The sequence below is a fragment of the Pseudomonas sp. H3_E04 genome, from assembly GCF_054668915.1.
Window position 1 is genome coordinate 2,952,773 of the sequence record NZ_CP162797.1, and the last position, 19,415, is coordinate 2,972,187.

A 19,415-nucleotide genomic window follows, 5' to 3' on the forward strand; every position below is an offset into this window, starting at 1 on the left:
AGCCCCCTCTTCCTGCGGGAGAGGGTTGGTTTGAATCAAGGAGTTCCGCATGTCCACAGAACAACTGTCGAAAACCCCGCTGCACGCGCTGCACCTCGAACTTGGCGCGCGCATGGTGCCGTTCGCCGGCTACGACATGCCCGTGCAATACCCGCTGGGCGTGATGAAAGAACACCAGCACACCCGTGAGCAAGCCGGGTTGTTCGACGTCTCGCACATGGGCCAGATTCGCCTGACCGGCGCCAATGCTGCCAAAGCCCTGGAAACCCTGGTGCCGGTGGACATCATCGACCTGCCGGTGGGCATGCAGCGTTATGCGATGTTCACCAACGAAAGCGGCGGCATCCTCGATGACCTGATGGTTGCCAACCTTGGCAACGACGAACTGTTCCTGGTGGTCAACGCCGCTTGCAAGGATCAGGATCTCGCGCACCTGCAAAAACACATCGGCGATCAGTGCACCATTACGGCGCTGTTCGAAGAGCGCGCCCTGCTCGCCCTGCAAGGCCCGGCAGCCGTCACGGTGCTGGCGCGTCTTACTCCGGATGTGGCGAAGATGACTTTCATGCAATTAAACCGCGTATCGTTACTGGGCGTGGACTGCTTTGTCAGCCGTTCGGGCTACACCGGTGAAGACGGTTTCGAAATTTCGGTACCGGCCGCTGAAGCGGAAAAACTCGCCCGCGCCCTGCTCGCCGAACCAGAGGTCCAGGCCATTGGCCTCGGCGCCCGTGATTCGCTGCGCCTGGAAGCCGGCCTGTGCCTGTACGGCCACGACATGAACACCGAGACCACACCCATTGAAGCCAGCCTGCTCTGGGCGATGTCCAAGCCACGCCGCGCCGACGGCGCACGGGCCGGCGGTTTCCCGGGGGCAGAGCAAATCTTCGCGCAACAACAAAACGGTGTCGCACGCAAACGCGTTGGCCTGCTGCCCCAGGAACGCACCCCGGTGCGTGAAGGCGCAGAGATCGTCAACGAGGCCGGCGAGATCATCGGTAGCGTCTGCAGCGGTGGCTTCGGTCCGACTTTGGGCGGGCCATTGGCAATGGGTTACCTCGACAGCGCCTACGTTGCTCTAGACACGCCCGTGTGGGCCATCGTCCGTGGGAAAAAGGTGCAAATGCTTGTAAGCAAAATGCCATTTGTTCCACAACGCTACTATCGTGGTTGATCGACTGTTTCTATAAGTAACGCGATTGCGTTATGCGTGCACTAATGTGTAACGCAATCGCCATAAAACAGTGCGTTTTTTAACATCTTTTTCGGATATGAACGTTGCTTATAACGTTTGCTGAAAATACAACCAGGCAATCGTCTAAGACTCAACTAGTTAACTGACGAACTGCCATGAAGGGCAGTAAAACCGGGGCCTTCGCGGGGCTTGTTTTTTCTCCCGTAGTTGGCGTAGAGTTTGTCCACTGTGTTTGCATGGGTCAGCTTGGAATCGTGACCTGGGCAGTAGCCTACAAGTTAGCTACATCCCGCTCGACGTCTTCTTACTCCTTGCAACCAGCTCCAGTACTCTTTCATGTGAAAGGGGCTGTCATCAATTTATGCGTCAAAGGAAATAAGAAATGTCCACACGTCAGAGCGGTACCGTCAAGTGGTTTAACGACGAGAAAGGTTTTGGTTTTATCACTCCAGAAAGCGGTCCGGATCTGTTCGTACATTTCCGCGCCATTCAGGGCAACGGCTTCAAAAGCCTGAAAGAAGGTCAGAAAGTGACTTTCGTTGCTGTGCAAGGCCAGAAAGGCATGCAGGCTGACGAAGTACAAGCAGAAGCCTGATCTTCTGATACGAAAAAGCCCCTGATATTGATATCAGGGGCTTTTTTGTGCGCGCCAATCCGTAAAATGGCGCTTCCATTCGCGTCCCGAGGCTGCCATGTCGAAACACCTGCTCACGCCGCAAGGGGACTTTCCTCCCGTTGCTCTCGGTCGTCGTCTGGCGGCAATGTTCTACGACTTCCTGCTGTGCACCGCCCTGCTGATCGTCACCGGATTCATCTACAAGCTGATCCAGGCCGCCATTGTCGGCGAAGAACGTCTGCGGGCAATGACCGATGCCGGCCAGCTCGATGGCGATCCACTCTATTCCACGGTGCTGCTGTTAGTGTTGTTCGGCTTTTTCGCCAAGTTCTGGACCCATGGCGGGCAGACACTCGGCATGCAGGTGTGGGGCATTCGCGTGCAGAACACCGACGGCACGGCCATCAGCCTGTGGCAGGCGCTGTTGCGCTTTATGGTGTCGATCGCGTCATGGCTGTGTATCGGGCTGGGTTTCTTATGGTCATTGCTCGACAAGCAGAAGCGCACCTGGCATGACATCTATTCGGATACACGCGTGGTGCGGATCCCGAAGAAGAGCAAATAATTTCCCGACACCGAATACCAATGTGGGAGCGGGCTTGCTCGCGAAGGCGTCGTATCAGTCAATTTCAATGGTGACTGATACACCGCTTTCGCGAGCAAGCCCGCTCCCACATTTGATTTGCGTTGCCTGAAAATCAGGCGTTACCCGCCAGCTTCATCCGTGCCGCCTGGGTGAAGTCCAGCATGCGCTTCAACGGGCGGATCGCCTGGGGAATCAGCGCCGGATCGACAAAGATCTCGTTGGTGCCTTCCTTCAAGCTCTTGAGCGTGCGCTCAAGGGTGTTCATCGCCATCCATGGGCAGTGCGCGCAACTGCGGCACGCCGCGCCATTACCGGCCGTTGGCGCTTCGATGAAGACCTTGTCCGGGCACAGCTGCTGCATCTTGTAGAAGATGCCCCGGTCGGTGGCGACGATCAGCGTCTTGTTCGGCAAGCTTTGCGCGGCGGCGATCAACTGACTGGTTGAACCTACGGCGTCGGCCAGCTCGATCACCGAAGTCGGCGACTCGGGATGGACCAGAATCGCCGCATCCGGGTACAACGCTTTCATGTCCTCGAGCTGCTTGGACTTGAACTCTTCGTGAACGATACAGGCGCCGTCCCAAAGCAGCATGTCTGCACCGGTCTTGCGCTGGATGTAAGTGCCCAGGTGCTTGTCCGGGCCCCAGATGATCGTCTCGCCGTTGTCCATCAGGCTTTCGACGATCTCCAGTGCGCAGCTCGAAGTCACCACCCAGTCAGCCCGCGCTTTCACTGCGGCCGAGGTGTTGGCGTAAACCACTACGGTACGCTCTGGATGCTGATCGCAGAATGCCGAGAACTCGTCGACCGGGCAGCCCAGGTCCAGCGAGCAGGTCGCCTCCAGGGTTGGCATCAGCACGCGCTTTTCCGGGTTGAGAATTTTTGCCGTCTCGCCCATGAATTTCACGCCGGCGACCACCACGGTCCTGGCCGGATGGGCATTACCGAAGCGGGCCATTTCCAGGGAGTCGGAAACACAGCCGCCGGTTTCTTCGGCCAGAGCCTGAATCACCGGATCGCAATAGAAGTGAGCCACGAGCACCGCGTCCTGAGCCTTGAGCTCGGCGGCGATGGCGGAACGGTAGTAGGCCTCCTCCTCTGCCGTCAGCGGTTTGGGCTGTTTGGCATCGAGGTGAGCTTGAACCAGAAGGCGTTCGGAAATCTGCGTCATGTTCGCAAGACCTGCAGGCGCATTCGCGCGAAAGTCGAGTATACACCCGGCTCCGGACCGCTAGAGGGTACCGCCGGGAGAGTGAGTATCATCAGGCACGGGACAGCGTTGAAGCTGCGCAAGGCTACAGAATATCCCGTTGATACAAAAGATGATTCTGACCTGTGTCAGGCAGGGCCGCACTGAAACATCGAACGCCCGAATTGCAGGCAAAAAAAAAACCCGGAAATCCTCACTTTCGTGGGCCTTCCGGATTTTCTAAACCGCCAAATATGGTGGGTCGTGTGGGATTCGAACCTACGACCAATTGGTTAAAAGCCAACTGCTCTACCAACTGAGCTAACGACCCGCTGTGTGGTGGCGCGTATAATACTGATTTTTAAGGACTATTCAACACCTTTTTTGAAAAAGATTAAAAATAAGGAGTTGGATCGCTCACACCCGCCGCCGCGAAGCCTTCTGCACGCAGGCGGCAGCTGTCGCATTTGCCGCAGGCGCGGCCGTCATCATCGGCCTGATAGCAGGAAACCGTGAGGCCATAATCCACGCCGAGCTTCACCCCAGCCTGGACGATCTGCGCCTTGCTCAGGTTCTGCAGTGGCGCTTGGATGCGGAAGCCGTTGCCTTCCACGCCGGCCTTGGTTGCCAGATTGGCCATGCGCTCGAACGACTCGATGAATTCAGGGCGGCAATCGGGATAGCCGGAATAATCCACCGCGTTGACGCCGATGAAGATATCGCGGGCGCCGAGCACTTCGGCCCAACCCAATGCCAGCGACAGGAACACGGTGTTACGCGCCGGTACGTAAGTCACCGGAATGCCTTCGCCCAATTCTTCCGGGATATCGATGCTGGTGTCAGTCAGCGCCGAGCCGCCCATGCCATTGAGGTTCAGCCCGATAACCTTGTGCTCGACCACACCCAGATCGCGAGCGACGCGGGCGGCGGCGTGCAATTCGGCATGGGACCGCTGGCCGTAATCGAAGCTCATGGTGTAGCAGGCGTAGCCTTCGGCGCGTGCCATCGCCACGACGGTGGCCGAGTCGAGGCCGCCCGAAAGCAGGATAACGGCACGTTTTTCGGTAGTGTTCAGTTGTTCAATCATCTCAGCGCCCCGGCTCATCATTCCATAGATATTTATGCAACTGCAGTTGCAGCCGCACTGGCAGGTTGTCTGCCACCACCCAATCCGCCAGATCCCTGGCATTGAGGTCATGATGACTTGGGGAGAAAAGCACTTCGCCCGCACGTCGATCAAGCCCGTACTGGATCAGCTTCGATACCGCCCAGTCATAGTCTTCCCGCGAGCAGATGACAAACTTCACCTGATCGTTGCGGGTCAGCAGTTCGATGTTCTCGTAACGGTTGCGGTGGGCTTCTTTCGAGCCCGGCGTTTTCAGATCGACGACGCGACTGACACGTGGATCGACAGCGGATACGTCGAGGGCGCCGCTGGTTTCCAGCGAAACCTCGTAACCGGCATCACACAACCGTTCAAGCAAAGCGATGGCGTTCGGCTGAGCCAACGGCTCACCGCCAGTGACACAAACGTAGCGCGGACGATATCCGGCCACTTGCTCAAGGATGTCGTCGAGGGTGCGGACAGTACCGCCGCTGAATGCATAAGCACTGTCGCAATATTGGCAACGCAACGGGCAACCGGTCAGGCGTACGAAAACCGTAGGCAGCCCGGCAGTCCGAGTTTCCCCCTGCAACGAGTAGAAAACTTCGGTGATTCTCAATGTGTCTTGCATAGTCGCCACGGGCGTAACAGCTAAACAGGCTGTCCGCCTCCGTCAGGCACTTCAGGCAATCCCGCCAACGCGTAGACCGCAAGAAGCGTGTTTCAGAAAAAGGGCGTGAATTCTAACGAAAAAACCCGCGACAAGCGCGGGTTTCTTCAAAACACGGATGAACCGGCTTACATGCGCTGCAAATCACGCTGGGCCAGCTGCGCGGCGGAAGTGCCCGGATATTGGGACACCACCTGCTGCAGAATGCCTTTGACCTTGTCGGTGTGACCGAGGCGGCGCTCTACGTCAGCGAGCTTGTACAGCGAGTCCGGCACTTTGTTGTGCTTGGGATACAGCTGCGAAACCTTGGCAAAGGCCTGACCTGCACCTTGCAGATCACCCTTGGCCAGGTTCACTTCGCCCAACCAGTACTGGGCGTTGCCCGCGTACTGGCTATTGGGGTATTTGCGCAGGAAAGCGGCGAAGGCCTGACTGGCCTTGTCGAAATCCTTGGCTTTGATCAGGTCGAAAGCGGCATCGTAATACAGCTTTTCCTTGGCCGGATCAGCCGGTTCGCTACCCGCAGCAGGGGCTTGGGCGGCCGCAGCAGCACCCGCCCCTGCGGCAGCACCGGCAGCACTTGCATCGCCACCGGCAGAAGAATTCTCGGGACTCGCGGCTGGTGCAACGCCGGATCCTATGCGCCGATCAAGATCCTGGTATCGCTCCAGGGATTCCTGCTTCATGCGCGCAACCTGATTCTGCAGTTCTTCGATCACGCCCTGTTGGCGCGAGATCTGATCCTGCATCTGTTGCAATTGGTTGAACAGCATGCCTTGTGCCGAGGCAGGGGCCGAAGCCGCTCCCCCGGCATAGGCGCCGTTCGTACCGTAACCCGCAGGCGGATAACTGCTCCCGCTATTGTTATAACCGGAGTTGTCATCGACCACAGGAACCGCAGCCCACGCCGCAAGCGGCGCGAGGCTGAGAGCCAGAACAGTTACAGCACGACGGCACGTTCGCATATCGAATTACTTACGCAGTTCGACGCGACGGTTCTGGGCCCAGGACTGCTCGTCGTTGCCGGTAGCAACTGGACGCTCTTCGCCGTAGGAAACCAGTTCCAGCTGAGCTGGGGAAACACCTTGCAGTACTAGGTAGCGCTGAACGGCTTTCGCACGACGCTCGCCCAGTGCCATGTTGTACTCACGAGTACCACGTTCGTCGGTGTTGCCTTCCAGAACAACGCGAGCGCCGTTTGCTTTCAGGTCTTTGGCGTGAACGTCCAGAGCGCGCATGGCTTCTGGCTTCAGGTCCGAGCTGTCGTATTCGAAGTAGAAGGTGGTGATTGCGCGCAGAGCAGCTTCTTCGCTCAGGGAGCCGTCAACGGCACCAGTGTTTGCGCCGTAACCAGCGTTTGGATCAACAGCGCCTTCACCGGCGTTGTCGCCGCCTTTGGACGAGCAACCTACAGCTACAGCCATGGCCAGAGCCAGCGCAGCAAATTTACCAAACTTCAGCATTTCCATCGTGAAACTCCTAATGAACCCCAGTGTGTTAAGTAAAACGTGTAGCGCCCGCTCACTTCAGGTAAGGGGACCAGGACGGTTCTCTGACTTCGCCTTGAGCGGTAGGAAGCGGGAGCCTCACGCGTCCATTAATGGACACGAGCATCAAGACTCCCCGGCCCTGTTGGCGGGTGGCGTAGATTACCATGGTGCCGTTGGGCGCAACAGTAGGTGACTCGTCCAGAGTGCTATCAGTGAGGATCTTTACACTACCTCTCTGCAGATCCTGAGCTGCCACCTTGAAATTGGTGAAGCCATCCTGACGATGGATCATCACCAAAGTCTTTTCATCAGCCGACAGTTTCGGGTTGGCGTTGTAGTTACCCACGAACGTCACACGCTCGGCACCACCGCCACCGACGCTGGTTTTATAGATTTGCGGCTTGCCGCCACGGTCCGAGGTGAAGTAGATGGTCGAGCCATCCTTGCCCCAGAACGGTTCGGTATTGATGCCCTGACCGTTGGTTACGCGGCTGATCTGACGCGAACCGAGGTTCATCACGTAGATATCCGGGTTACCGTCTTTCGACAGCACGAACGCCAGGCGATTGCCATCCGGCGACCAGGCTGGCGCACCGTTGAGGCCTTCGAAGTTGGTGATCTGCTCACGGCGACCGGTGTCGATGTTCTGCATGAAGATACGCGGACGCTTCTGCTCGAACGACACGTAGGCGATACGCTTGCCATCCGGTGCAAAACGCGGCGACAGAATCGGCTCGCGCGATTGCAGCAGAGTCACTGCGCGGGCGCCGTCATAGTCGGAGCGCTGCAGGGTGTAGCGCGTGTTCTTCTCGGAGAAACGCTCGGCCGTTACGTACAGCAGACGTGTCGAGAAGGCACCGTCAATACCGGTCAGCTTCTGGAAAGACTGATCAGAGATGAAGTGCGCCATGTCACGGATCTGGTCGGTCGTGCCGGAAACACTGCCGTCCGCCACTTTCTGCTCGGTGGCTACGTTGAACAGTGCCCACTGCACCTGCAAGCGACCACCGGCTGGAGCGATGCTGCCGACCATTACGTATTGAGCGCCCAGTGCCTTCCAGTCACGGAAGATGATTTCGCTCGGCTGGCTTGGCTGGCTGATCATGTTTTGCTTGGGGATTGGCGCGTAGTAGCCCGAGTTGCGCAAATCGTTACCGATGATTTCGGCCATGTCATCCGGTAGCACGGCACCGCCCTGCATGCCGAACGGTACGACGGCGATCGGAGTTGCCCGGTCAGTGCCACTGCTGATCAGGATGTTCTTTTCGTCTGCTACCGCTATCCCTGCAAGACAGCAGATAACGACCAGCATTGATCGAAGAATATTTCTCACAAGCCTAAATCCTCAGGATTGAATGTCATCTTGAATGAACGATACGGAGCAAAATCACTAGGGCTCAAGCCCTGCATTTCCGTCAACCGCCCGATGTTCTTGACTGCAGCTACCGCCGAAGCGTCAAACGAAGCATCGCCGCTGGACTTCGTGACCGTGGCGCCCGTTACGGTACCGTCCGGCAACATACTGATTCGAAGCTCTACCTTCATGCCTTTACGTGCCGAAGGTGGAAGATTCCAGCCTTCCGAAACACGCAGCCTGATCAGATCATCGAAATCGCCCGCGACGCTGTCGCCAAGTTCATCGGCCTTGGTCGCTGCCCGATCCGTCTTGTCCGAAAGCAACTCAGCCAATGCCTGGGCCTTTTTATCCTCAGCCGATTTACGAGCTGCGTCCTGGGCCTTTTTCTTGGCAGCGTCAGCCGCAGCCTTTTTCTTCGCATCTTCGGCGACTTTCTTCTTCGCCTCTTCAGCTTCAGCTTTCTTCTTGGCGTCTTCGGCGGCTTTCTTCTTCGCGTCTTCGACGATCTTCTTCTTGGCTTCTTCAGCAGCGGCTTTCTTCGCCTCTTCTTCAGCAGCCTTTTTCGCTTCGTCTTCAGCCTTCTTCTTGGCTATATCAGCCAATTGTTTCTCTTCGGCCTTTTTCGCTTCGGCTTTCTTCGCGTCGTCGGCTTTCTTGGCTTCATCAGCCTTTTTCGCCTCGTCCGCTTTTTTCGCCTCGTCGGCCTTCTTGGCTTCCTCGGCCTTTTGAGCCGCTTCCTCTTTCTTTTGTTCCGCCGCCTTCACCGCTTCCTGCTCGATCTTCTTCTGTTCGAGCTGTTCGACTTCAGTCTGGCGCGCGGCAGTTTTCTTCGCCTCACCCGCAATCTTCTGATTGGTCTGGGTGGTCGCCGGACTTTTCGATTTCAGCTGGTACAGAGTCGCCTGGACGATCGGCTTGGCCGGCGGCAGTTCGGGCGTGAAGGCAAAACTGACGAACAGCATGCCGAACACCAGCACGTGCAGGACAATTGCCAGAACACTAGGCCAGAAGTAGCTTTCCGAGGCGGACGGCTCTCGCTGTTGCTGCATCAGGGGGCCTCGGTAATCAGACCAACGTTACCGACCCCGGCTTTCTGCAACCCGCCCATTGCACCCATGACGGCGCCGTAGTCGACAGTCTTGTCGCCACGAATGAACACCTGGGTGCGTTTGCCGTTTTCAGTGCCAGTGCGAATGATCTTGGTCACCGCGTCGGTCATTTGCGGCAGGGTCATGGCCCTGTCCTGTTGCTTCTCGGTGTCGACTTCGCTGCCAAGGTTCCAGTAGTAGGTCTTGTCAGCCTTGATCGAAATGGTCAGGACCTGGGTGTTGTTGTCCTGCGGCAAGGCTTCGCTGGAAACCTTGGGCAGATCAACTTTCACGCCCTGATTGAGCATTGGCGCGGTCACCATGAAGATGACCAGCAGCACCAACATCACGTCGATGTAGGGCACCACGTTCATCTCGGCGACCGGCTTGCGCTTTTTGCGAGCTCGAGCGATTAAAGCCATCGGGAAATACCTGCTTATTCTTCGCTGGTGTGCACTTTGCGGTGCAGGATCGCCTGGAATTCATCGGCGAAGGTGTAGTAGCGGCCCAGCAAGGTTTCGCTGCGAGCAGCAAAACGGTTGTAAGCGATGACCGCCGGGATCGCAGCGAACAGGCCGATCGCCGTGGCGATCAGGGCTTCGGCGATACCCGGGGCAACAGTGGCGAGGGTCGCTTGCTGAGCACTGGCCAGACCGCGGAAGGAGTTCATGATCCCCCACACGGTACCGAACAGACCGATGTACGGGCTGACCGATCCAACGGTGGCGAGGAACGGCAGGCTCTGCTCGAGTTTCTCTTCTTCACGCGAGATGGCCACGCGCATGGCACGGGCGACGCCTTCCATCACGGCTTCAGGATCGACGCCTGGCTGCTGACGCAGACGGGAGAATTCCTTGAAACCGGCACGGAAGATCTGCTCCACGCCCGAATCCGGATCAGGGTTGCTGCCGGCCTGACGGTACAGTTTGGACAGGTCGATACCCGACCAGAAGCGCTCTTCGAAGCTCTCCAGGGCGCGTCGACCGGCACGCAGCAAATTGCTGCGCTGAAAGATCATGATCCATGAGGTCACCGATGCGGCCACCAGGGTCAACATTACCAACTGCACCACGATGCTGGCATTGCTGACCAGGCTCCACATGGAGGAATGGTCGACGACGTTAGCTTCCACGCTTTATCTCCTGCTTTGAGTGTGTACCCGGGCCGACCGCGTCGGCGAAGGCCGCACGCAGGTCTTCGGGAAGGGCCCGGGGTTTCAAACTGTCGGTGCGCACGCAGGCCACCAAAAACTGCCCTTCGCAGAGCAGCACATTATCCGTGGCCCGCCTGACCTGCTGTTTGAAGCGCAGGCTGGCACGGTTCAATTCGATTACATCAGCGCTTACCAGCAGTTCGTCGTCCAGTCGCGCCGGCGCGTGGTAGCGCGCTTCGCTGGAATGCACGACGAACAACAGGTCCTCTCCGGCGAGCGCAGATTGGGCAAAACCCAGTTCCCGTAGCCGCTCGGTTCGAGCCCGTTCCATAAACTTGAGGTAATTAACGTAATACACGATGCCGCCCGCGTCGGTGTCCTCGTAATAAACGCGACAACGATGTGCGAACGGCTCAAGCCCGTTTTGCGCGCGCATACTCTAGTGCTTACTCCTCAGGTTGCCAATCCGGCCAGACAACTGTTTTTCGTGGTTTCAAAGCTTTAACGCAAAAGTACCGTCGTCTGACAGTACAAACCCTGAATAAATCACCAACAAATGTGTATCAATCGTCGACGGCGTCGAGAAACTCGTCTGCCACGGGCATCTCGCCCATGCGTGACGGAACATTCAAACCGAAATGCAGATAGGCATGCCGGGTCACCACCCTGCCCCGTGGCGTGCGCATGATGTAGCCCTGCTGGATCAGATACGGCTCGAGCACGTCTTCAATGGTGTGGCGTTCTTCACTGATCGCCGCCGCCAGACTGTCGATACCAACCGGACCGCCGTCGAACTTCTCGATCATGGTCAACAGCAGGCGCCGGTCCTGGTGATCGAAACCGTGTTCGTCGACGTCCAGCAGGTTCAGCGCCAGATCCGCCACCGCTTTGGTGATGTGGCCCTTGGCGCGCACTTCAGCAAAATCGCGCACCCGTCGCAGCAGACGGTTGGCAATTCGCGGGGTGCCACGGGCGCGACGGGCGATCTCGAACGAACCTTCCGGATCCAGCGGCAGACCGAGAATGGCCGCCGAACGACTGACAATCGTCGCCAGATCCGCTGTGCTATAGAACTCCAGACGCTGGACGATACCGAAGCGATCACGCAATGGATTGGTCAGCATGCCCGCGCGGGTGGTTGCGCCGACCAGAGTGAACGGCGGCAGATCGAGCTTGATCGAGCGCGCCGCCGGCCCTTCGCCAATCATGATGTCGAGCTGGAAATCTTCCATCGCCGGGTACAGCACTTCTTCAACGATTGGCGACAGACGATGAATTTCGTCGATGAACAGCACGTCGTGCGGCTCTAGATTGGTCAGCAGCGCGGCCAGATCACCCGGGCGTTCCAGCACTGGCCCGGAGGTGCTCTTGATCGACACGCCCATTTCCTGGGCAATGATGTTCGCCAGCGTGGTCTTGCCCAGCCCCGGTGGGCCGAAGATCAAGGTGTGATCGAGGGATTCGCTCCGGCCACGGGCGGCCTGGATAAACAGTTCCATCTGCTCGCGCACGGTCGGCTGGCCAATGTAGTCGGCCAGACTGACCGGGCGAATGGCCCGGTCCTGGACTTCTTCGCGCTCGCGCGGGCTGTGCGCGGCGGCGATCAGACGATCAGCTTCAATCACTTAAATCATTCCCTTCAGAGCGCGGCGGATCAGGTCTTCGCTGCTCAGGTTCTTGTCTTTGATCGCGGAAATCGCCTTGCTCGCTTCCTGCGGCTTGTAGCCCAACGAGATCAACGCACTGACCGCATCAGTCTCGGCGCTATTGACCGGCGCCGGCCCATCCGGCTGATTCGGCACCAGCGCGAACATCGCCGGCGTGGTTTCCCAAGCCTTGAAGCGGTCTTTCAATTCGACCAGCAGGCGCTCGGCGGTCTTCTTGCCAACCCCCGGCACCTTGGTCAGCGCCGAGGTATCCTGGGACTGTACGCAACGTACCAGTTCATCGACTTCCAGACTCGACATCAATGCCAGTGCCAGTTTCGGCCCTACGCCGTTGAGACGAATCAGTTCGCGGAAAAAGTCTCGCTCACGCTTGCCGGCAAAGCCATAGAGCAATTGCGCATCTTCGCGTACGACCAAATGGGTGTGCAGGGTCAGCGGTTCACCGACCGACGGCAGCCGATAAAGGGTGGTCATCGGCACTTCCACCTCATAGCCGAGGCCATTCACATCGAGAATCAGGTGCGGCGGCTGTTTCTCAGCCAGGGTGCCGCGCAAGCGTCCAATCACGTTTTGAATCCTTGAGCGCTGGCCAGCCGTGGGCTGGCGACGATTGAAGGTGGCTTGCACGCCGACAACACAGGCACCGCAACGCCACTTTCAGGAAAATTGATGCTGATGCTATCAGAGACGCAGGCGCCCGCCACGACTGCGTGCGGTTCCCAGACCGTGCGGTAGCAGGCTTGAGCGCGTGTGCGCATGGCAAATGGCGATCGCGAGGGCGTCGGAGGCGTCGATCTGCGGCTTGCTGGTCAACTTGAGCATGTGCATGACCATCATCTGCACCTGCTCCTTATTGGCCGCACCGGTGCCGACCACGGCCTGTTTGACTTGCGTGGCGGTGTACTCGGCGATTTCCAGACACTCTTCGGCGCCCGCGACGATGGCCGCGCCGCGCGCCTGACCGAGTTTGAGCGCCGAGTCGGCGTTTTTCGCCATGAACACCTTTTCGATGCCCATGGTCACCGGGCCGTAGGTCTTGATGATCTCGCGCACACCGCGATAGACGATTTGCAGACGCTCATGCAGCTCGCCGGACCCGGTGCGAATGCAGCCCGAAGCCACGTAAATGCAGCCGCCGCGCCCGGTATCGCGAACGATCCCGTAACCGGTGATGCGCGAACCGGGGTCGATACCAAGAATTAGAGTCATAACGCCTGCAGATTCATAAAACGATTTACCTGACAGCCAATAGCAAATGTGGGAGCGAGCCTGCTCGCGAAGGCGGTATGTCAGCAGATACAGGTGCTAATGACACACCGCTTTCGCGAGCAGGCTCGCTCCCACAAGGAAGACTAGTCGCTTATCAGCCAAGCTGAGCAGCCACGTCTTCCGGGATATCCGCGTTGGAATAGACGTTCTGCACGTCATCCAGATCCTCAAGCATGTCGATCAGCTTGAGCACCTTCTCGGCGCCTTCCAGATCCAGTTCGGCGCTGGTGGTCGGCTGCATGACGATCTCCGCGTCGTCGCCCTTGAACCCGGCCGCTTCCAGCGCGTTACGCACTGCATAGAAACCGGTGAACGAGGTGAACACGTCGATCGAGCCGTCTTCGTGGGAGACCACGTCATCGGCATCCGCTTCCAGTGCCGCTTCGGTCAGTGCGTCCTCATCGACGCCCGGGGCGAAGCTGATCTGGCCCTTGCGCTCGAACAGATACGCCACCGAACCGTCGGTGCCGAGGTTGCCGCCACATTTGCTGAACGCATGGCGCACAGCTGCGGCGGTACGGTTGCGGTTGTCGGTCATGCACTCGACCATCACCGCGACGCCGCCCGGGCCGTAGCCTTCGTAGGTCAGTTCTTCAACGTTGTCCGCTTCGGTGGCACCGGCACCGCGCGCGACGGCGCGGTCGATGATGTCGCGGCTCATGTTCGCGCTCAAAGCCTTGTCCAGGGCCAGGCGCAGACGCGGGTTGGAACCCGGATCACCGCCACCCTGACGGGCCGCAACGGTCAGTTCACGGATCCACTTGGTGAAGATCTTGCCCCTCTTGGCATCCTGACGTTCTTTGCGGTGCTTGATGTTTGCCCACTTGGAATGACCTGCCATAACTTGCTCCGAATGCTCTTTGAAACCTTGCCCGCCCTGCCGAGGCAGCGGCCGGCAATTGAAAAATTCGACCTGAGAAAGAAAAAAGGCGCATCCGAAGATGCGCCTTCAGGCCCGTCTTACTCAGCCTTTGGCGTTTCGCGCAGGCGAATGTGCAGCTCGCGCAATGCCTTGGCATCCACGACGCCCGGAGCCTGCGTCATCACGTCGGCAGCACTCTGGGTTTTCGGGAAGGCGATCACTTCACGGATCGACTGGGCGCCGGTCATCAGCATCACCAGACGGTCCAGACCGAAGGCCAGACCACCGTGCGGCGGTGCACCGTACTTCAGCGCATCGAGCAGGAAGCCGAACTTCTCTTCCTGCTCCGCTTCGTTGATGCCCAGCAGGCGGAATACCGCTTGCTGCATTTCCTTGCGGTGGATACGGATCGAACCGCCACCCAGCTCGGTGCCGTTCAACACCATGTCGTACGCACGGGACAGTGCGCCGGCCGGGTTGGCTTCGAGCTCCTGCGGGGTGCACTTCGGTGCGGTGAACGGGTGGTGCAGCGCCGAGAAGCTACCGTCGTCGTTCTCTTCGAACATCGGGAAGTCGACGACCCACATTGGTGCCCACTCGCAGGTCAGCAGCTTGAGGTCGTGACCGAGCTTGATCCGCAGCGCGCCCAGGGCTTCGCTGACGATCTTGGCCTTGTCGGCACCGAAGAACACAATGTCGCCATCGACTGCGCCAACGCGATCGAGGATCACGTTGAGCTTGTCTTCCGGGATGTTTTTCACGATCGGCGACTGCAGACCTTCAACACCGGCAGCGCGCTCGTTGACCTTGATGTACGCCAGGCCCTTGGCACCGTAGATGCCGACGAACTTGGTGTAGTCATCGATCTGCTTGCGCGGCATGCTCGCCCCGCCTGGAACGCGCAGCGCGGCGATGCGGCACTTCGGATCATTGGCCGGGCCGCTGAACACTTTGAATTCAACTTCTTTGAGCTGGTCGGCAACGTCAACCAGTTCCAGCGGAATACGCAGGTCCGGCTTGTCCGAACCGTAGCGGCGCATGGCTTCTTCGAAGGTCATGTGCGGGAATTCGCCGAATTCCAGATTCAGCACTTCCTTGAACAGGTTACGGATCATCTGCTCGGTCAGGCCCATGATCTCTTTTTCATCGAGGAAGCTGGTCTCGATGTCGATCTGGGTGAATTCCGGCTGACGGTCGGCACGCAGGTCTTCGTCACGGAAGCACTTGGCGATCTGGTAGTAACGGTCGAAGCCGGCCACCATCAGCAGTTGCTTGAACAGCTGCGGCGATTGCGGCAGGGCGAAGAACGAACCGGCGTGGGTACGGCTCGGCACCAGATAGTCACGCGCACCTTCCGGGGTGGCCCGGGTCAGGATCGGCGTTTCGACGTCGAGGAAGCCGTTTTCGTCGAGGAAGCGGCGGATGCTGGTGGTCATGCGCGAGCGCAGACGCAGCTTCTCGGCCATTTCCGGACGACGCAGGTCGAGGAAGCGATAGCGCAGGCGGGTTTCCTCGCCAACGTCGGAGAACTCGTTGAGCGGGAACGGCGGGGTTTCGGACTCGTTCAGCACTTCGAGTTCGTAACCCAGCACTTCGATCATGCCCGAAGCCATGTTGGCGTTGGTCGCCCCGGCCGGACGCAGACGCACCTTGCCGGTGATTTTCACGACGTATTCGCTGCGCACGCGATCGGCGGCGGCGAAGCTCTCGGCGCGATCCGGATCGAACACCACCTGGGCCAGACCATCACGATCACGGATGTCGAGGAAAATCACCCCGCCGTGGTCGCGGCGACGGTGAACCCATCCGCAAAGGGTAATTTCCTGGCCTTCCAGGCTTTCGTTCAGTTGGCCGCAATAGTGGCTGCGCATCATGGTGTGGTTCGCTTCTCGTAATTCGAAATTCGGTGGAGTAACTGTCGCCTTCAAGCAAGGCGGCCACTCACGCGTGTCGTTCGTTCAGGGTTTGAACCCTAGTCAGCTTTGTCGCCACCGGCCAGATTCTTCTTGGCTCCGGTCTTGAAATCGGTCTCGTACCAACCGTTGCCGCTGAGGCGAAAACCCGGCATGGACAGCTGTTTCTTCAGTTCGGGCGCCTGGCAGGCAGGGCAGTCGACCAACGGTGCGTCGCTGATCTTCTGAATGGCTTCCAACTGATGACCACAGGAAGCACATTGGTAATCGTACATTGGCATGGGGGTGTCTCGGCGATCAGATTGCTGCCGCGCGCGGAGCTTTGCGGCGAAAGCGCGGGATTATATCGATTAAATGCGGGCTGTGCAGCCGTAACACTGCACAGCCCGCAACCTCGTTGCAACCGCCGTTTCAGCGCGAAACGGCGGGTGCGAGGTCTTTGATCCCGTTCATGACGCAAACCACGCGTACCAGCGCACTGAAATTTTTTACCCCACCGTGACGCAGATGCACCTCACGGTCGACATGGGACAGCAGTGTGCTGATCGAACAATGATTGGCCTCGGCCATGCCGCCGAGGATATTCCAGTAGACCTGTTCGAGTCGCAGGCAGGTCGCAAAACCATTGAGGCGAATCGATCGCGACAACGGCCGGATCAGATTCATGTCGAACTCGCTGACAAACGGGTCGACTTTTATAACGTGCCGCGAAGCCGACATCCTGTCGCTTCGCCTGTCTCCTTCTACCATAGCGTTGACACTCCTTTGCCATGACTGCTGATTTATAAGGCAACATCCTGCGCCTTCATAAAAACCCAGTGACAAAGTTAGCGCCATACGACTTGTTGACCAGCCTCGTAGGATAAGCCAACGACAATGGTAAGAGTCTGGACAGCGTGCGGACGAGCTCAAGCCGTCCGCAGCGGCCGGATCACTCTTCGAGCAGCGCGCGCAGCATCCACGCGGTTTTCTCGTGCACCTGCATGCGTTGGGTCAGCAGATCGGCGGTCGGCTCGTCGCTGACCTTGTCCAACAGCGGGAAGATACCGCGTGCGGTACGGGTCACGGCTTCCTGGCCCTCGACCAACTGCTTGATCATGTCCTCGGCGCTCGGCACACCCACTTCTTCCTTAATAGAAGAAAGACGCGCGTAGGTCGCGTAGGCACCCGGCGCCGGGAAGCCCAACGCACGGATACGCTCGGCGATCGAATCGACGGCCAACGCCAATTCGTTGTACTGCTCCTCGAACATCAAATGCAGCGTGCGAAACATCGGGCCGGTGACGTTCCAGTGAAAGTTATGGGTTTTCAGATACAGCACGTAGGTGTCCGACAGCAGTCGCGACAACCCTTCGACGATGGATTTGCGGTCTTCTTCACTGATACCGATATCAATGGCCATGCTTACCCCCTAACAATGAGTGAATTCATCCAGCAGGTTCGCCCCCACTTTAGCAAGGCAAGCGCCGGCTCGCAGCTATGAATCAGTGATCGGACTGCGACAAATCGACCGTTTCGCTGCCGCTGGCCGGGCTGATTTGAGTAGCCGCAGGCTTTGCTGTTAAATAGGCAGTGTGTCGCCATGCCCTATTTTCCGGGGCGTTGCGCATAGGCTGATGCCGTGTACGTGTCCACCGCCTCTTATTTTGTCCTGAAGCGAACCGTGCGCCTTCAGCTCTTCCTTGTGAGCCGTCATAACGTGAGCCAATCAAAATGTTGAAAATCGTCCACCTGCTAATGGGCGCAGCAGCCTTGCTGCTGTCGTTCATACCCAGCCTGAAAGCCGAAGCCGTTCCTTACCTGCAACAGCCCGATGCACTTTACCTGGCCTTTTTCGGCCTGCTGAACCTGGTTATCGCTCCAGTGATTCCCTACTGGAACAAAGGCCCGCGCCAGCATCTGCAAAATCTGGTCAGCGCCCTTCTGGTGCTGACTGTCGTCCTGCAAACCTTGACTTTGATCGCACCGATGCCGGTCATCGCTGGCCAGCCAGCCGTATTGTTCAGCCTGGTGATCGCCCTGGTTGCCGTGCTGCTGCACCTGGCCGTCAGCTTTTACAAATCGTCACCGGCCGCTGCGCCGACTAGCTATGACATGAGCAATCGCGATACCGGCACCGTAAAGTGGTTCAACACTTCCAAGGGTTTCGGGTTTATCTCCCGAGATTCCGGCGATGATATTTTCGTGCACTTTCGCGCCATTCGTGGCGAAGGCCACCGTGTTCTGGTCGAAGGCCAGCGCGTCGAGTTCTCGGTGATGAACCGCGACAAAGGCCTGCAAGCCGAGGACGTGATCGCCGCTCTGCCGCGTCGCTGATCCAAAGCAAAAAAAACCGCGAACAGCCTGGCTGTCCGCGGTTTTTTTATGCCTGCCGAATGGCTCAATAATGCGGCGGTGGCGCATCTTCTTCAAAAGCACCGAACTGCCCGACCATTTCTTCGTGACGCTTGATCAGCGCTTCCATCTGCAATTGCAGGCGCTCGATGACTTTCTGCTGGGCCACCAGCACATCGTTCAATGCCTGAATGGTGTCATCCTGAAAGGCCAGACGGCTTTCCAGATCGGTTACGCGCTCTTCAAGGCTCATGACTCAGCCCTCCACAAAGGTGAATTCTTCGGTCAGCACCAGACGCAAGCGTTCGCGAATGGCCGCAACCTGCTCGGCGCTGTAAGGCTTGGCCGGGTGTTTGCCCCAGACCGGCGCCGGCCACGCAGCATCATTGCGTTTACGCACGATGACATGCATATGCAGTTGACTGACAACGTTACCCAGTGTTGCGACGTTCAGCTTGTCAGCGTCGAACGAATCCTTGAGCAACTCGGCCAGCGTGGTGGTTTCCCGCCAGAGCTGCTGCTGATCGGCGACATCCAACTGAAACAACTCGCTTATATCCTCGCGCCGAGGCACCAGGATGAACCACGGGTAATTGCTGTCGTTGGACAGCAACAGCCGGCACAACGGAAAGTCACCGATGACCAGGGTGTCCTGTTGAAGTCGTGAATCCAAAGCAAACACTGTGAGCACTCCCGTTGATCCTATGACTCAGCTTAGCGGCGGCACCAAAAAGGCGGCGCGCCAAGCGACAGGACGGCAGCATACCTGCGAATGCAGCGGGCTTCACGCTCCCCCCGGCAGTAATTCGCCAAGCGCGCCGACATGAGACATTTATCCAGGCCACGCACCAATACAGGCCTGGACATGAGCCTTGACGTGAAGAGCCGCAGGAAAATCCTTGATCTGCCATGCCTCAGGTC

At 58.3% G+C, this 19,415-nt stretch carries 24 protein-coding genes and 1 tRNA gene; 4 read left to right on the forward strand and 21 right to left on the reverse strand.

Features of this window, described 5'->3' with window-relative positions; genetic code table 11:
* Positions 1-49: 49 nt before the first annotated feature.
* The 3 genes from gcvT (at position 50) to AB4N53_RS13280 (ending at position 2,376) form a co-directional block, all read left to right on the forward strand.
* Positions 50-1,174 (forward strand): glycine cleavage system aminomethyltransferase GcvT, encoded by a 1,125-nt coding sequence (gene gcvT, locus AB4N53_RS13270; RefSeq protein WP_460120989.1) that lies wholly within the window; start codon positions 50-52, stop codon positions 1,172-1,174.
* Between the two features lie 403 nt (positions 1,175-1,577).
* On the forward strand, positions 1,578-1,790 hold the full coding sequence (locus tag AB4N53_RS13275; protein WP_003227496.1) for a cold-shock protein: 213 nt from the start codon (positions 1,578-1,580) through the stop codon (positions 1,788-1,790).
* Between the two features lie 97 nt (positions 1,791-1,887).
* The gene (locus tag AB4N53_RS13280; protein WP_460120991.1) at positions 1,888-2,376 is read left to right on the forward strand and encodes an RDD family protein; all 489 of its coding nucleotides are present in this window, start codon (positions 1,888-1,890) and stop codon (positions 2,374-2,376) included.
* A gap of 133 nt (positions 2,377-2,509) precedes the next feature.
* On the opposite strand, the gene nadA is transcribed toward AB4N53_RS13280, so the two are convergent.
* From nadA to AB4N53_RS13375, 19 genes are all read right to left on the reverse strand, one after another.
* Complete coding sequence (gene nadA, locus AB4N53_RS13285; RefSeq protein WP_093098981.1) at positions 2,510-3,568, reverse strand: quinolinate synthase NadA; 1,059 nt, start codon at positions 3,566-3,568, stop codon at positions 2,510-2,512.
* Between the two features lie 273 nt (positions 3,569-3,841).
* Positions 3,842-3,917 (reverse strand) — tRNA-Lys (locus AB4N53_RS13290).
* A gap of 63 nt (positions 3,918-3,980) precedes the next feature.
* Entirely contained in the window at positions 3,981-4,673 is a 693-nt protein-coding gene (queC, locus tag AB4N53_RS13295; RefSeq protein WP_041479788.1) for a 7-cyano-7-deazaguanine synthase QueC, read from the reverse strand.
* A 1-nt stretch (position 4,674) separates the two neighbouring features.
* On the reverse strand, positions 4,675-5,322 hold the full coding sequence (queE, locus tag AB4N53_RS13300) for a 7-carboxy-7-deazaguanine synthase QueE (RefSeq protein ID WP_460120995.1): 648 nt from the start codon (positions 5,320-5,322) through the stop codon (positions 4,675-4,677).
* Between the two features lie 167 nt (positions 5,323-5,489).
* A complete protein-coding gene (gene ybgF, locus AB4N53_RS13305) occupies positions 5,490-6,326 on the reverse strand; it encodes a tol-pal system protein YbgF (protein WP_460120997.1) in 837 nt (278 codons plus the stop codon).
* A gap of 6 nt (positions 6,327-6,332) precedes the next feature.
* Positions 6,333-6,830, reverse strand: a complete 498-nt coding sequence (gene pal / locus AB4N53_RS13310; protein ID WP_003178634.1) for a peptidoglycan-associated lipoprotein Pal — start codon at positions 6,828-6,830, stop codon at positions 6,333-6,335.
* Between the two features lie 52 nt (positions 6,831-6,882).
* Complete coding sequence (gene tolB / locus AB4N53_RS13315) at positions 6,883-8,163, reverse strand: Tol-Pal system beta propeller repeat protein TolB (RefSeq protein WP_082367955.1); 1,281 nt, start codon at positions 8,161-8,163, stop codon at positions 6,883-6,885.
* A 17-nt stretch (positions 8,164-8,180) separates the two neighbouring features.
* Complete coding sequence (tolA, locus tag AB4N53_RS13320) at positions 8,181-9,257, reverse strand: cell envelope integrity protein TolA (RefSeq protein WP_460120999.1); 1,077 nt, start codon at positions 9,255-9,257, stop codon at positions 8,181-8,183.
* Entirely contained in the window at positions 9,257-9,709 is a 453-nt protein-coding gene (gene tolR / locus AB4N53_RS13325; RefSeq protein WP_163012734.1) for a protein TolR, read from the reverse strand. Before tolR ends, tolA begins: the two co-directional genes overlap by 1 nt.
* Before the next feature lie 23 nt (positions 9,710-9,732).
* Positions 9,733-10,428 (reverse strand): protein TolQ, encoded by a 696-nt coding sequence (gene tolQ / locus AB4N53_RS13330; protein ID WP_008080223.1) that lies wholly within the window; start codon positions 10,426-10,428, stop codon positions 9,733-9,735.
* Positions 10,418-10,885, reverse strand: a complete 468-nt coding sequence (ybgC, locus tag AB4N53_RS13335; protein WP_186530005.1) for a tol-pal system-associated acyl-CoA thioesterase — start codon at positions 10,883-10,885, stop codon at positions 10,418-10,420. The genes tolQ and ybgC overlap by 11 nt, the downstream gene beginning before the upstream one ends.
* Before the next feature lie 127 nt (positions 10,886-11,012).
* Positions 11,013-12,074 (reverse strand): Holliday junction branch migration DNA helicase RuvB, encoded by a 1,062-nt coding sequence (gene ruvB / locus AB4N53_RS13340; RefSeq protein WP_024014087.1) that lies wholly within the window; start codon positions 12,072-12,074, stop codon positions 11,013-11,015.
* A complete protein-coding gene (gene ruvA, locus AB4N53_RS13345) occupies positions 12,075-12,683 on the reverse strand; it encodes a Holliday junction branch migration protein RuvA (protein ID WP_460121001.1) in 609 nt (202 codons plus the stop codon).
* A 114-nt stretch (positions 12,684-12,797) separates the two neighbouring features.
* The gene (ruvC, locus tag AB4N53_RS13350; RefSeq protein WP_016773501.1) at positions 12,798-13,325 is read right to left on the reverse strand and encodes a crossover junction endodeoxyribonuclease RuvC; all 528 of its coding nucleotides are present in this window, start codon (positions 13,323-13,325) and stop codon (positions 12,798-12,800) included.
* 154 nt (positions 13,326-13,479) lie between these two features.
* A complete protein-coding gene (locus AB4N53_RS13355; protein ID WP_250607526.1) occupies positions 13,480-14,226 on the reverse strand; it encodes a YebC/PmpR family DNA-binding transcriptional regulator in 747 nt (248 codons plus the stop codon).
* A gap of 119 nt (positions 14,227-14,345) precedes the next feature.
* Entirely contained in the window at positions 14,346-16,121 is a 1,776-nt protein-coding gene (aspS, locus tag AB4N53_RS13360) for an aspartate--tRNA ligase (protein WP_039758189.1), read from the reverse strand.
* A 98-nt stretch (positions 16,122-16,219) separates the two neighbouring features.
* Complete coding sequence (locus AB4N53_RS13365; protein WP_016773499.1) at positions 16,220-16,441, reverse strand: FmdB family zinc ribbon protein; 222 nt, start codon at positions 16,439-16,441, stop codon at positions 16,220-16,222.
* A 130-nt stretch (positions 16,442-16,571) separates the two neighbouring features.
* The gene (locus AB4N53_RS13370; RefSeq protein ID WP_460121004.1) at positions 16,572-16,910 is read right to left on the reverse strand and encodes a ribbon-helix-helix domain-containing protein; all 339 of its coding nucleotides are present in this window, start codon (positions 16,908-16,910) and stop codon (positions 16,572-16,574) included.
* Between the two features lie 181 nt (positions 16,911-17,091).
* On the reverse strand, positions 17,092-17,562 hold the full coding sequence (locus AB4N53_RS13375) for a Dps family protein (protein WP_016773497.1): 471 nt from the start codon (positions 17,560-17,562) through the stop codon (positions 17,092-17,094).
* Between the two features lie 311 nt (positions 17,563-17,873).
* On the opposite strand from AB4N53_RS13375, the gene AB4N53_RS13380 reads away from it, so the two are divergent.
* Entirely contained in the window at positions 17,874-18,476 is a 603-nt protein-coding gene (locus AB4N53_RS13380; protein WP_460121006.1) for a cold-shock protein, read from the forward strand.
* A 64-nt stretch (positions 18,477-18,540) separates the two neighbouring features.
* Here AB4N53_RS13380 and AB4N53_RS13385 read toward each other — a convergent pair whose 3' ends face one another.
* Positions 18,541-18,747 carry a SlyX family protein gene (locus tag AB4N53_RS13385; RefSeq protein ID WP_039758193.1) on the reverse strand — a complete coding sequence of 69 codons (207 nt, stop codon included), beginning with the start codon at positions 18,745-18,747 and terminating at the stop codon, positions 18,541-18,543.
* 3 nt (positions 18,748-18,750) lie between these two features.
* Complete coding sequence (locus AB4N53_RS13390) at positions 18,751-19,176, reverse strand: HIT family protein (RefSeq protein WP_460121010.1); 426 nt, start codon at positions 19,174-19,176, stop codon at positions 18,751-18,753.
* Positions 19,177-19,415 lie beyond the last annotated feature (239 nt).